Below are 12,151 nucleotides of genomic sequence, written 5' to 3' on the forward strand. Positions count from 1 at the left end.
CCGAGCGAAGCGAGAGTCACGGTTGCGGCCACCGGCCGGTGAGGCAGGCTAGGTCCGCCGGGAACCCCGGCGGAGATCCAATGCCGAACCCATTGGCCTCGTCCGCGGGCCGCCGCACACATCCGCCAGGAGACGCCGTGAACATCTGCGAGTTCTGCGACGCCGGACGGATTCCCATGACGGGCTTACCGGCCTGCGAGATCTGCTAGGGCGAGATCGCCGCTGCCCTCGACGTCGGGCCCGGCCTGCCGGACTGCGCGCGGCCACTTTGTGCCCTCACCCCCGGCCGCCCGTGAGGTTCGCTGAGGGGCTCCGGTGGGGCTGTGCGAGCGTTGGTGTTGGTCACCGGAGGTCACCAAGGAAGCCCTTCGGGCACTGCTGGAGGAGAACGACCGTGGAGTTGATGACGCCTGATCAACGAGACGAACTACTCGGCACCTTCAAGCGCGACGCCTTCCACCTGGAACTCAGAGACTCCTACGGTGCCGCGTACGAGGACGCCCCGATAGCTCGCTGGCTCCGAGGCGAACCCGACGACTTCGCGTGGCTCCAGCCCCGGCTCGACCGGGTCCGGCGGGCCACCCGAGCCGGCAAGACCGTCCGCCGAATCCGCGTCATCAGCGAACCGCTCACCGACTACATCCGCTGGGAACACTCCGTCACCCGGCTCAACCAGGAGGCCGGAGAAGACATCCGCTGGCTGCCCCGGCACCTCCTGCCGCAAGGGCTCGTGTTCCCCGTGGGCGGGAACGACTGGTGGTTGTTCGACGATGAACTGGTCACGGTCGGCCACTTCCACGGCGACGGACGTATCAAGGGCTCGCAGCTCGTCACCGAGCCCGACACCGTGGCCGAATGCGTCAGCGTCCGGGACCGGCTTTGGAGGCTCGCCACCCCGCACGACGAGTACAAGCCCGCCTGACCCGTGTCGAGCCAGGCACAGCAGGCGCGAGAAGCGTTCGGAGCCCGCCTACGTGATCTCCGCAAAGACGCGGGGCTCACCGGGCGGGCTCTGGCCGCCAAGGCGGGATGGGACCTGTCGAAGGTCAGCCGGATCGAGCACGGCAAGCGCACCGCCAACGAGGCAGACATCCGGACCTGGTGCCGCCATTGCGACGCCGAAGACCAGATTCCCGACCTGATCGCGACCGTCCGGAACATCAACGCCATGTGGCTGGAGTGGAGGCGCACACTCCAGACGGGAACCAAGATCCGCCAGCAGCACTCCATCAACCTCTACGAGAAGGCCAAGGTCTTTCACGTCTATCAACCGGCCCTCGTCTGGGGAACCCTCCAGACCGCCGAGTACGCCACCGCGATGCTTGAACAGGTCGTGGACTTCTACGAATCCCCGACGACATCGAGCGGGGTGTCGCGGCTCGGATGGAACGACAGCAGTACCTGTACCGAGGCGATCGCCGCTACAACGTGCTCCTCGGCGAGCAGGCCCTCTACACCGACCTCGGCGGCCCCGATGTCCTACGCGGCCAACTCGACCGGCTCTTGGCCGTCGTGTCCTTGCCACGCCTGAGCCTGGGCATCATCCCCGCCGGGCCGCGCACCACATATGGCCCGGCAACTCCTTCATCATGTTCGATGAACGCACCGTGATGGTCGAGACCTACTCGGCCGAACTCACGATCACGCAGCCCCACGAAATCGCCCTCTACGCCAAGGCGTTCGCCGCACTTCAGCGGTCGGCGGTCTATGGCCAACCGGTCCGTGAGCTGATCGCGCGCGCCCTCGCCGCACTCCGGTAGCCAGTCTGCCATATGAGCACTTGACGTTGACGAGCGGAACTGCTCGTCCCACACCAAAGGCTGATGGGCCAGGCAGGCGTTCACCCTCGGCCGGACGGGGCAAGGGAATCGACGCCGTCCTGGCCGCCGCGATGGCGGTCGCGGCGTGGCGGACCAGAGCGCGCACCGATCGCAGGCCGGGCCGCCTCGTGGGTTTTGATCGGTTCCCGCTCATGGCGTTCTTCGGGCTGGGGTGCGACCATATACCGCGCCGAAGGGGAACGACCGGCCCGTCTGCTCCTTGGGCGGCGGGCCGGTCGTTCTTACCTGGGCACAGATGTGTCAGGCGGTCACCCGACTCGTGCAGAACGAGCCGTACGGCGTGACGCAGACTCGGTACGATCTGATCACCACGCCAGAAGGCATCGTGGTGCTGTTGCAGGTCGGGCCCGGGTCCCTGTCTTCGACGAAATTCTGTTGACCGTTGCTCGCCCAGAACTCGACGTAGACGTTACGGCCGTCGTTTCGCGAGTCGCAGGCGGCGACCCGGGTGTGGGCCGAGTTCACGGTGCCATGGCCGTAGGACCCGATGTTTGTCAAGGTCGCGTGGGCGCTGGCGGGCGCGGCCATGACGGCGTTCATTCCTAGCACGCCCGTGGCGAGTGCAAGTCCGACACACAGTCTCTTACGCATGTGCCCTCCAAGATTGAGTACCCGCCGCTGCGGGTTATTCGGCCGTATCCCCGAGTCTGCGTGCTGTGCGATCAGCGACGCGAATACCGCTTCGGTATAGGCGGATACCCTCACGGTATCGGCGCTGGTCCAGCGTTTCACACCGATCCGCGCGGCGGCGAACGGCAGCCGATTCCGCGCTCCACCGCATCGCCATCGAACCGGCCGAGCCCAAAGGCTCGCCACCGCGCCGACGACATTCCGGGCCACCTCTTGGGCTTTGAGTCGTCATTCCCCACTCCTCACACCACTCCGGAAGGGCTCGGGTCTGTCATGCCCGAAATCGCCCCCGCCTTGAGCGGGTCCTTGCCGCGCTGAGCCAACAGCGCGACTTCCTTACCGAGTACGTCCGTTGGTACAAGGGCGAGCACCCCGCCCCCTATCTGGCGCCGCAGGCGGCCGAGGAGTACAAACGGCCAAGACGTGGCCGACCCCGTCGGCCGCGTGCTCGACGCTGCGAGACCACGCAGGCAGGAGGCGCGCACCAGGGGCTCCGAGCGCAGGCCAGGGTGGGAACCGGAACCATCGGAGCCTGGGGCGAGCCCCGCGGTCGGTCGGTGAATGACGGCTTTGGCGCTTGCCGACATCAAAGCGAGGAGGTGCTCGGATCCACCGAGTGGATCGGCCCACGCCAGTCGATGGTTCAGGTCGTCGTTTCAGATGCGGTCGATTCGAATGTCACCGGGGCGAACGTCTCGGGGTCCAGGTACCGGATGGCGTCGACCATGGGCCCTAGAAGGGAAGCGGGGACGCAGGTGGACGTCCGCATCTCCTTGAGCGCTTGGGCGGGGGACAGGTCCCACAGCGTTTGGACCCAACCGCGTTCGGTGTCGTCGGCCCACTCCGCGACCTCGGCTCGCAGGGCGTCGAACAGCCGCGCCGCGATGTCTCGTTGACCGGCCGTGGGCCGTTCGTGCCGCCGGTGCGTCGTGGTGGCCTGTTCCGTGATCGTGGCGGGGTCGGCGGGGTCTCGGAGCTCGGGTGCAAGATCCTGCAGGGTGGTCAGCAGAGAGTGCGGGTCGGCTTCGACGATGTCGCTGCGGCGGGTGGCGCCGGTGATGGCGTCGGTGACGTTGAAGGCGTCTCGGCGGATGCGCATGTGAGCTTCCTCGGACTTGGAAGGGTTGCGGGATTGACGGTCGCGCAAGGGGACCGGGAGGTGATCAGGAGTGCGGTCGGTCACCGGTGGCGCGATGGGGGAGTGCGGTCGGCTGTGGCGGGCGGGAGCGGCCTGGCTCGGCTTCGGTCCTCAGGTGGCGCCGAGTGTCGTTCGTGGTGAGGCGGGTCGCGCTCTGATACGGCGCAGGGAACAGGCGGCGCCCGGTCCCGACGGTGACCAGTCAGGCGCTCTAATCGCTGGTGTCTTGTTGGTCGGCGGCCCAAGGTTCCACCCAGGCTCGTAGGACGTTGTGCACGTCCTCGACCCATCGCACGCCGGCGGGGACCGTGAGTTCGGTGACCGGCTGGGTGCGGCTCAGCCCGATGGACCGGGCCACGACGATGGGAGCGGGGTCGCTCACCGGGGTGGGCGGTCCGCCCCAGATGCTCCATTCCGGTGTCCGCCAGGCGGCGACATAGCGGTGCGGGCCGACGCTGAACCACCACAGTTCGCTGTCGTGCCCACCGCGGTGCTCGAGTCGGACCTTGCCGCGCTTGGCCGTGGTGCGCTCGGGCGGTGCCTCGCCGCCCAGGGGTACCGCTGCGAGCCGCACGACGAAGGCGCACGTGTCGTACTCGCAGTCGGTGGTCCATCGGATGTCGTCGGCGACGTCCTGGGCAATGAGGTGACCACTGTCAGGACTCGCCCGATAGGACACCGGCAGCCCTGCGTTGCGCAGCGCGCCGACGGCCTCCCTGCGCGTCATGACACGCCATCCCTGCTCGAACAGCAGTCTCTCGACGATCGCCGTGGTGCGCGACGTCCAGCGCAAGGGGCGATTGACCGGTGGCGGTGTGTCTCCTTCGAGAATGGTCGTGCCACGGCCAACGCAGGTGACCCCGCCCTGGTGGGAGCGGACCTCGGCTCTCCCGGCAGAGCCGGTGGGCCTGAGGAACCAGACGTAGGCGACCTCGGGCGTGCCCCTCCACTTCCAGGTCATGCACCCTCCCCGGCGGAACTCTGGTGGCTGTCGTCGAAGACGATGTCGTCCCCAACCATCACGCGCAGCGGCACCGTCGCATCCGGGCGGACGAGGCCGGGGTCGGTCGTGTCGAGGTGGATCGAGACTTGAAGCACCCCTTCGGAGTCGAGGTAGAGGTAGGTGAGAACTCCCGCGACCTCGATACATGGCAGGGTGTCGAGGTCGGTCTTGGGATAGAAGACGGCGGCGCGGTTGGCGCGCTCCTGACGGAGGACGGCCTGGATCTGCTCGTCGGTCGGGTAGTCGTCGAACGACTCGCCGGTCAGGCATTCGTGGGTGTCGGCATCGAGGATGTCGTAGCTGAGGCCGGGGCCGTTCTTCCAGGTGGTGCGCTGGATCAGGATGGGACGCCCGGCGATGGTGTGCGCGCCGACGATGGTTTCGCTTGCCTTGTTCACGACACCTCCCATAGATGTTGAGCCGGTTCGGCGCCCACCGGCAGCGCTGGCTTGGGCCCGCCCTTTCCGGTCGGCAGGTCGACCAGTAGCTGCGTGGCTCGCCTCGTGGTGGGCTTGGCCTCGTTGAGCAGGCGGTACGGGTGGCAGCCACGGCAGCGGCCGTCGCCTACCGCGAGGCCGTCCCGGCCGCAGCGTCGGCACTGGCCTGGCGGAATCCGCGGCGTGCCGCCAGGTCTGCTGACCGGCGGCGGTACTGCGTTGACGCCAGGAGGACAAGACCGCCGGTTCTCCCTTCACCGGGCTCATCGCCCCTCCCTGGCTGCCGACTGAACGGCGGGAGGCGGGAAGCAGGACGGACAGCGGGCCTTCTCCCCTGCGATCAACCAGCTGGCGCGCTGGGCGCGGTGGAGCGCCTCGGCCTCGGTGTAGCTCTCGCATACGGAGTCATGAACGTCGTCGCAGTCATCGCACGCGACCTCGTAGACGATGCAAATGCGCACGCTCACGCCAACGTCCCGCCACCACGGCACAGGCTGCCGGCGGTGAAGAGGTGCCAGCAGCCTCGCGACCGGAAAGAAGGGCTGAGAGCATCCAGAGTGCGGTCGAGATCGGCGGCAAGGAGGGAGCGCTGTACAGCAACTCGACGAAGACGAACTCGACGTTCGTCTGGGTGCCGACAGGGTCGAGAGACGTGATGGGCCGAGCCTTGACGGTGAAGCACGTACCATGTGCTGGCGGGTTCTGTTCCGGTTCTCGTCCACAACTGCCCAAAAACCTACAGCGAAAGCTATGTAAATGCAGCTGGCAAAGAAAAAGGTATCGTTGCGCATGTGGATGAGGATGGAGTATTCAACACGGCGGTCACTGCGGAGGGCGGAGTAACCCCTCGAGGAGGAGAAATGTTTCGGTCGACCTTTAACGCGATCGGCGGTAAGGTGACCGGCACATCCGAGGAACCTGGCTCGGAAACGGCGAGATGACCGGCAACTTGGACTCCTTTAATGCCGCGCTTCTATCGGGGAACGCCTTTCGAAGATGCGGCGCGAGGTACGTTCACTGGAAAGATGACTTTCGCGGCTTGGCTTTAATTGCGAGGTGGAGTTTGAATCATTGCGTGGGAACTTCGGCGAGCATGCGGAAGCGATCATGGTGTTTCGTTGATGGCTGACGAAGAAGAGATCAAGCGAGAACTCGCCCGTTTGGCTCGTGCAGGGATCGAGCCGATCAAATTGATCCGTTGGTTGCGATTGGAGCTTGGGGAGCAGTTCTCTGAATTTTCTTTCTGCAGGTACTTCATTGAGGTATTCGATGTTCCACTGTTCAATGTTAGGCGCGCCAGTTCTTGGGTTGGTTTGCCTTACGGTGCTTACCTGTCCGACGAAGAGGTGAACGCAATGCTTATGCCTCTCAGAGTCAGAGGTGATTGAGGTGGTCGCCGAGGTGGTCGATTCGGCTACGAGCCTCACGTGTCTTTGATTTTTGCGTTCAAGAAGGGATGGGATAGACGAGGTCGGCAACCGTTTGGTCCGTAAGAATTCCAACGGCAAGACTCTCAATCTGCCGGGCCAAGAGCTGAGCTTGACCACGACCGGTGCCTGCCGCACCTGCAGCTCAGTTCCTCGGTGCAGTTCCTCCTACTTCGGCAGCGCCGTATTCCAAGAACCTGGTCCAGGTCGCCGTCGACCTTGAGGGCAAGCGCCGCGGCAAGACCGGCGCCCTCATCGCCACCGATATCCACCCGTTCTGGATTCCCACCACCCAGCGGTGGACCGATGCGGGCGAGCCCAAGACCGGCATGTGGCTGCGCACCAGCGTGGGCACCCACGTCCAGATCACCGCGATCAAGACCTGGACCGCCTACCGCCAAGTGGCTCGACGTCACCCGAACGTCGATCGAATGGGCCGACGGTCGGCACAACCTCAACGGCATTCGCGCCATTGGCCGCCACCTCGTCACCGTCAACAGCACCACGGGCAGGCTCCACCGCACCGCCCGTGACACCGGGACGGTCACCGAGATCGAAATGGGCGGCATCGGCTCCCCAAGGGCGATGGCCTGGCCTGGCGCGACGGCAGACTGCACGTGGTCCAGGGCAACATCAACGCCATGCCGGGGCTCGAACCCCCAGGTCGTGGTGATCGAGATGTCCGGCGACCTCACTCGGGGCCGCTACACGGCCAGGTATGTCCCTTCGGGCGGCCTTGGCACTCCAGTTCGATCGCGATCTCGCACGGTCGCGTTCTGGTGGTCAACAGTCAGTACAACCGCTGGGTCGCCGGCCTTCCTCCCGCAGGACGGCCGCGTACGCGCGACCGGCGAGGATGGTGGGGATCTGGTCGTGCAGCCCCCAGGCGGTCACCTGATCGAGAACGTGGCCGGCGGTGACGGCTTCCGGGTCCGCGAAGGTCAGGTCGTAGGGCCGAATCCAGGTGTCCGGATGCACCAGTCGTACTTCGCGGACAGGATCAGGACTTGGCCGTCGGGGCCGGCCATCGCGTCGGCGGCCTCTCGGCACAGCCGGTGGAACGGGCCCTCGTACATTTGTCCGGCGGGTGCCGGCCGGAGCTTCTTGCGTCCGGAGCAGCCGACGACGACCAGCCGCGAGGTGGTCACGCTCGGGTCGTCCGAGGTGGCGGGCATCGGTGCTCGACGGACCAGCGCACGAGCTGTTCCAGGTCCACACCGTCTTCCACCTCGGGCTCGCCTCCGTAGGTCGACCGGATCGTCTCCGCGCAGGGCTCGTGAACCAGGACCAGTTGCTGGCCGGTTCGCAAGAAACGAAAGTGTTCCAATCTCTCGGCCGTCATCGTGTACGTGGTCATTTCGCCTCCTTGGCGATGGCCTCGGCGAGCGGGACCCGCCAGGCACACCCCGCGCCCGGGACGGCCGAGTGCGGCGCCTGCGGGGTGCATTCACCGTCTCGGGCGTGGTGTGCTGCGATCGGTTCCGTCCGGGAACCGTCCGCTCGCCCGCTGCATGGACTGGGGGACTCCACCGCTCGAGGTGGTCCCGGCTCCCGACCGGACGTTCGGCCGAGAGCGGCGCCTGGGCGTGCGGTCCCGTGTCCGACCTCGCTGCGGCGTTTCGCGACGGATCGTCGAGCGCCTCCACCCCTGGCGTGGGCGAAGGTGTTCCTCTGGGGCTCGATGGACGCTGTGGCCTCGCGCCGATGGCTTTGGGCTGGGAGGGAGTTGTCCGGCGAGGGAACTCTTCGTCTACGTGTGATCTACGCCGCTCGGTCGACCATTCGTTGCATCGCCGTCACAGTGGAGCGATAATGGCACTTGCACGGTTTCCTCGCCGGGGCAGCAGGAGCCGACGCGGTGCAGGCTTCAATGCTGACGCGGACGGCTCGTTCCGAGCGGCCGTGATCTTTTTCGGGCACGGCATAGGCTCTGCCTTCTCTTCCCATGACGGCGCTCGCCGTGAACTCCGGGCGGGATCATGATTTTTGATGTGGTGACGGGGCATGACGCCATGGAGACACTGTCCCGGGTACTCGGTGATGACCGCGTTGATGGGAACGGGCGAGACGCCACGCGCATCGCCTGGCTATGCGGCCACGACCGCCTGGTTCTGCGCGTTGTTGCCCAACGGGCGGCGGCGCTGGAAAGCCTTTCGCTGTCAGATCTGGTGGAGCAACTCGCTGATGAGCGCCTTAAGAGCGAGCGTCCCGTGGCAGCCGCAGACGACCTGGTGAATGTGCGCCCGGCTCTTTCGTGGGCCTACCGCACATTGGACGAGCCGTTGCAGCGCGCCTTCCGCAGGATCGGGTTGCACGTGGGCGTGGACCTGGGCCCGGGCGCCGCCGCCGCGCTCCTCGGAACCTCCGCGGCCGAAAGCGCCGACCTGATGAGCGGCCTGGCCTCCGCGCATCTGTTGCACGCCACCTCCAAGGGCCGGTTTCAGATGCCGGCCAAGCTTGCCTCCTATGCCAGGGAACGCTCTGCGGCCGAGGATGGTCCGGCCGAACGACTGGAGTCCGTTCGTCGCGGGCTGGGTTGGTACCTGCGGACCGCCGACGCCGGTCGGTCCTTCGCACTTCCGAACTCGTACCCGCTCCCCGCCACTGGGCCCGACGCCGTGGACGTCCCCGGCTTCGACGACCATCGCGAGGTCATGGAGTGGTTCCACGAGGAGAGGCCGAATCTGCTCACCATGTTGAGTCAGGCGTCCGACCTCGGAATCAACGACATCGTGTGGAGATTGTCCGTGGCGATAAGAGGGCCGTTGGAGGTTCACTCTCGCTGGGACGACCTAGAGGAGGTCCACCGCTTGGGTGTCGCGGCCGCCCGCGCCGTCGGCGACGGACGCGGTGAGGCTTCCAACCTCCTCGGCTTGGGTGATGTGCACTGGCGGAACGACCGCTACGACGCCGCCGGCTCGTGCTACCGCCACGTCGTTCGGCTCGGCCGTGACCTCGCCGACGGAGGGTTGGAGGGGTACGGGATGCGCGGCATCGGTCTGGTCATGATGGAGGCCAGTGACATCGGTGCGGCTGTCGACCATTTCCTTGCCGCCGAGGAAACCTTTACTGCGAGCGGGCAGCGCCATGGGGAAGCAGCGGTCCTGCTGAATCTAGCCAGGTGCGCCTCGATCACGGGGGACATCGACGAGGCGGTGTCCTTGTGCCATGAGGCGCTGCTGATCTTCTCTGAGATCGATGACCTGTGGAGTTACGCGCAGGGTGTGCTCGACCTGGCATGGGTGGCACACGATGAACGGCGGGACGCCGGTGTGGAAGCACACCTGGTGGAGGCTGCCGACATTTTCGCGTACTTCGGGGATCAGTTGGGCGCCAATCGGGCGATGGCGTCGCTGGAGGACCTGCGGCATCGGGGCCGCGCCAGCCGCAGGACACGGACGGACGAGATCGATCTGACACGTGAGTTTCCCTTGGAAGGCGCCGGGCCGGTGACGGTGGCCCGCGCAGCCCATCGGTCGTCGGGACGAGACCGACGCGTCACCCCGTCACCGTCCGGCACCCGCCGATCAACGACCATCTGAGGGCGGCCACTTTCTGCCGCATCGGGGTCGGAAGCGGACCGCGCCAGCAGGTGTGCTCGGCGTGGCCCTGGAAGGACCAGGGCCCGGATATTGCCGCCAAGTACGGGCTGCTCCTGACGTTCATCGAGGAGCAGGCATCCTACGCGCGCCGGTCCTACGAACGAGCGTCGGGGCTACTGGTCGGCGGCCCTGACGGGATACATGGAGGCCATCGAGGTCGCCTCACGCCGAGCATCCGAGATCGCTCAGGATGCGCACAGGGGTTTCCTGCCTTGCGCGGAGAAGGGCGGGGCCGGATGGCCCGCCCGTGTGTGACTCGGTCGGCTAAGCGGCCCCGGAGGTGTCCGGGCTCGTGGCGCCGCGCAGTAGGGCTTCGGCCCGTCGAGTGGCGTGGATGAGCCGGGCACTGTCGATCACGTTCCGTCGCCGGGTCCAGGCGTCCCGGCGGTGGCGGAGGGCCTGTTGGGGCCCGGTCGGGTCCTTGATGACGTCGCCGCACCAGCAGAGGACGTTGGGGCCCAGACCCCAGATCACCGCGTTGATCGCGGCGCAGGCGACGGCGATCGGGTCGATGTCCCCCATGTACCAGCGCATCTTCGCCGGATCGCCACCGGCGTTCCGCAGCGTCTGCGCCTGCGCCCGAATGATCCCGCCCGTACCCGCGGTGTCCTCGCTGAACAAGGACCCCGGCACGAGGTCCTTGGCGTCGAGCAGGCCCATGCGCGCCGTCAGGGCGGACACATCCGGCGGCGTGTGGAACTCCCCCAGCCCCTTGCGCTGTCCATGAGAGCGCAGCCAGGTGAGCACGTGCCCGAGCACGTCTTCGTCCGCCCGCAGGGAAGGGTCCGCGTGGCCGGTCACCCTGAACAGGCCCGCCCTCATCGCGGCGTTGGCGACCGCCCGCACCGCATGCATGGTCCGCTCGGGCACCTCCGCGTCCACCCACTTGTGAAGCGGGCCGGCGACCTCGGTCAGGTACGGGTCGACGAACCACAGACCCGCCCAGGCCCACCGGATCGTCTTGAGGAACTGCTCGCCGGTCATGGCGCGCCACTGCTCGGCGATGTCGGGTGTGCCCGGCTTCTGACGGACCAGGGCCAGTGAGGCGACCACCCCGGTGGGGATCTCGATCGTCGTACCTCCGTGGTTGTTGTGCCAGGCGGCCGAGACGGCTTCGGCGATGTCGGGGGCGAGCGGGGCCACGTACTTCCTCCTCGGGCATCAAAAAGGCCGGACGGTCGACGTCCGGCCTCGGGTGAAGGATGAAAGAAGGCGGTCAGGCCATGGCCTCCAGGTCGTCCACGCCGTGGGCCTTGGCGTACTGGACGCCGAGTGCGGTGAACCGGACCCACGCCGTCCCGTCGTGCTGGAAGGTGGTCAGCAGCCCGGCCCGCTTGAGCTGCGTCAGGTTTCCCCGGCCCTCCTTCCCGATCTGGACGTTGCCGTCCGTCGGAGGCGTCCCGCTCCAGTTACCGGCGTCCTCGGCCAGGGCCATGAACAGTTCGTGCGAGGCGGGGGTGAGGTCGACCCGGAGCAGGGGAGCGGCCTCCGTGCTCCAGGGATGGGTGCCGAACCGTCCCTCGAACCCGTCGGTGATGTCGTTGGGCTCATCCTCCAGGACGTCGAAGCCGACCGATGCGCGGGCCAGCCATACCCCCTCGATCCGCACCGCGTCGCCGACCTGCAGGCTGCGCAGCCTCCGGTCGTAGTACTTCTCGCTGTCGGCGAACTGGCCGTTCGCCAGGAGGAAGGCGTCCTCGGCCGCCTTGAGGCACTCCATGCGGACGGCGTCGTACTCGTAGACCTTCACCAGCTCATGGCCGGGCCGGTATCCGAGGAGACCGGCCCGCCGGCCTTGCTCGTCCTGGGTGATGTTGTGGAAGATCTCGACCTTCATGTGCATCTTCTTTCATCGACGCGATGGCGTGTGTCGCGCCGCTGCTGGTGCAACTCGCGGGCGGGCTCGCGCCGATCCTGTCGGCGCTGGCGCCGCTGCTGGGCGACCTGCCGGCCGCGCTCGCTCCTGTGGTTGGAGCGCTCCTTTCTGGGCTGCAGCCCGCGGTCTCTTCGCTGGTTCCGGCCGTCGCTGTGCTGGCGAAAGTCATTGGAACGATCCTCGGAGCGCTCGCTCCG

Annotated in this window: 13 protein-coding genes and 1 pseudogene; 7 read left to right on the forward strand and 7 right to left on the reverse strand. The window is 66.9% G+C overall.

What is annotated here, in order from left to right; genetic code table 11:
• Window positions 1-403 precede the first annotated feature (403 nt).
• From DFJ69_RS29960 to DFJ69_RS35840, 4 genes and pseudogenes are all read left to right on the forward strand, one after another.
• Window positions 404-922: a DUF6879 family protein gene (locus tag DFJ69_RS29960; RefSeq protein WP_245974635.1), complete on the forward strand. Its 519-nt coding sequence runs from the start codon at window positions 404-406 to the stop codon at window positions 920-922.
• A gap of 3 nt (window positions 923-925) precedes the next feature.
• A pseudogene (locus tag DFJ69_RS35830) lies at window positions 926-1,066 on the forward strand (helix-turn-helix domain-containing protein); the annotation flags it as partial.
• Window positions 1,067-1,383: 317 nt separating this feature from the next.
• A complete protein-coding gene (locus DFJ69_RS35835) occupies window positions 1,384-1,611 on the forward strand; it encodes a Scr1 family TA system antitoxin-like transcriptional regulator (RefSeq protein WP_245974636.1) in 228 nt (75 codons plus the stop codon).
• Window positions 1,590-1,760, forward strand: a complete 171-nt coding sequence (locus tag DFJ69_RS35840; RefSeq protein ID WP_245974637.1) for a hypothetical protein — start codon at window positions 1,590-1,592, stop codon at window positions 1,758-1,760. The genes DFJ69_RS35835 and DFJ69_RS35840 overlap by 22 nt, the downstream gene beginning before the upstream one ends.
• Window positions 1,761-2,081: 321 nt before the next feature.
• On the opposite strand, the gene DFJ69_RS33935 is transcribed toward DFJ69_RS35840, so the two are convergent.
• The 4 genes from DFJ69_RS33935 to DFJ69_RS29985 all read right to left on the reverse strand — a co-directional run bounded on the left by DFJ69_RS33935 (window position 2,082) and on the right by DFJ69_RS29985 (window position 5,010).
• Window positions 2,082-2,573 carry a hypothetical protein gene (locus DFJ69_RS33935; protein ID WP_147312481.1) on the reverse strand — a complete coding sequence of 164 codons (492 nt, stop codon included), beginning with the start codon at window positions 2,571-2,573 and terminating at the stop codon, window positions 2,082-2,084.
• A 541-nt stretch (window positions 2,574-3,114) separates the two neighbouring features.
• Complete coding sequence (locus tag DFJ69_RS29975) at window positions 3,115-3,570, reverse strand: hypothetical protein (RefSeq protein WP_116025694.1); 456 nt, start codon at window positions 3,568-3,570, stop codon at window positions 3,115-3,117.
• A gap of 250 nt (window positions 3,571-3,820) precedes the next feature.
• Window positions 3,821-4,402, reverse strand: coding sequence for a hypothetical protein (locus tag DFJ69_RS29980; RefSeq protein WP_116025695.1), 582 nt, complete (start codon window positions 4,400-4,402; stop codon window positions 3,821-3,823).
• Window positions 4,403-4,566: 164 nt separating this feature from the next.
• Window positions 4,567-5,010, reverse strand: a complete 444-nt coding sequence (locus tag DFJ69_RS29985; RefSeq protein ID WP_116025696.1) for a hypothetical protein — start codon at window positions 5,008-5,010, stop codon at window positions 4,567-4,569.
• Window positions 5,011-6,170: 1,160 nt separating this feature from the next.
• On the opposite strand from DFJ69_RS29985, the gene DFJ69_RS33940 reads away from it, so the two are divergent.
• A complete protein-coding gene (locus DFJ69_RS33940; RefSeq protein WP_147312482.1) occupies window positions 6,171-6,437 on the forward strand; it encodes a hypothetical protein in 267 nt (88 codons plus the stop codon).
• A gap of 164 nt (window positions 6,438-6,601) precedes the next feature.
• The gene (locus DFJ69_RS33945; protein WP_147312483.1) at window positions 6,602-7,009 is read left to right on the forward strand and encodes a hypothetical protein; all 408 of its coding nucleotides are present in this window, start codon (window positions 6,602-6,604) and stop codon (window positions 7,007-7,009) included.
• Between the two features lie 408 nt (window positions 7,010-7,417).
• On the opposite strand, the gene DFJ69_RS30000 is transcribed toward DFJ69_RS33945, so the two are convergent.
• A complete protein-coding gene (locus tag DFJ69_RS30000; protein ID WP_147312485.1) occupies window positions 7,418-7,651 on the reverse strand; it encodes a hypothetical protein in 234 nt (77 codons plus the stop codon).
• A gap of 804 nt (window positions 7,652-8,455) precedes the next feature.
• Between DFJ69_RS30000 and DFJ69_RS30010 the strand changes: the two genes are divergently transcribed.
• Window positions 8,456-10,018, forward strand: coding sequence for a hypothetical protein (locus DFJ69_RS30010; protein WP_116025700.1), 1,563 nt, complete (start codon window positions 8,456-8,458; stop codon window positions 10,016-10,018).
• A 324-nt stretch (window positions 10,019-10,342) separates the two neighbouring features.
• Here DFJ69_RS30010 and DFJ69_RS30015 read toward each other — a convergent pair whose 3' ends face one another.
• The gene (locus DFJ69_RS30015) at window positions 10,343-11,221 is read right to left on the reverse strand and encodes an N-6 DNA methylase (RefSeq protein WP_116025701.1); all 879 of its coding nucleotides are present in this window, start codon (window positions 11,219-11,221) and stop codon (window positions 10,343-10,345) included.
• 73 nt (window positions 11,222-11,294) lie between these two features.
• Window positions 11,295-11,915, reverse strand: a complete 621-nt coding sequence (locus DFJ69_RS30020) for a hypothetical protein (protein ID WP_147312486.1) — start codon at window positions 11,913-11,915, stop codon at window positions 11,295-11,297.
• Window positions 11,916-12,151 lie beyond the last annotated feature (236 nt).

Origin of the sequence: Thermomonospora umbrina (genome assembly GCF_003386555.1) — a bacterium.
GTDB lineage: Bacteria > Actinomycetota > Actinomycetes > Streptosporangiales > Streptosporangiaceae > Thermomonospora > Thermomonospora umbrina.

Bases quoted from the DNA above. Each gene is read 5' to 3' on its own strand.
- DFJ69_RS35835 (WP_245974636.1), top strand. From the start codon at position 1,384: ATGGAACGACAGCAGTACCTGTACCGAGGCGATCGCCGCTACAACGTG.
- DFJ69_RS35840 (WP_245974637.1), top strand. From the start codon at position 1,590: ATGTTCGATGAACGCACCGTGATGGTCGAGACCTACTCGGCCGAACTC.
- DFJ69_RS33940 (WP_147312482.1), top strand. From the start codon at position 6,171: ATGGCTGACGAAGAAGAGATCAAGCGAGAACTCGCCCGTTTGGCTCGT.
- DFJ69_RS30010 (WP_116025700.1), top strand. From the start codon at position 8,456: ATGATTTTTGATGTGGTGACGGGGCATGACGCCATGGAGACACTGTCC.
- DFJ69_RS30020 (WP_147312486.1), bottom strand. From the start codon at position 11,915: ATGAAGGTCGAGATCTTCCACAACATCACCCAGGACGAGCAAGGCCGG.
- DFJ69_RS30000 (WP_147312485.1), bottom strand. From the start codon at position 7,651: ATGCCCGCCACCTCGGACGACCCGAGCGTGACCACCTCGCGGCTGGTC.
- DFJ69_RS29975 (WP_116025694.1), bottom strand. From the start codon at position 3,570: ATGCGCATCCGCCGAGACGCCTTCAACGTCACCGACGCCATCACCGGC.
- DFJ69_RS29960 (WP_245974635.1), top strand. From the start codon at position 404: ATGACGCCTGATCAACGAGACGAACTACTCGGCACCTTCAAGCGCGAC.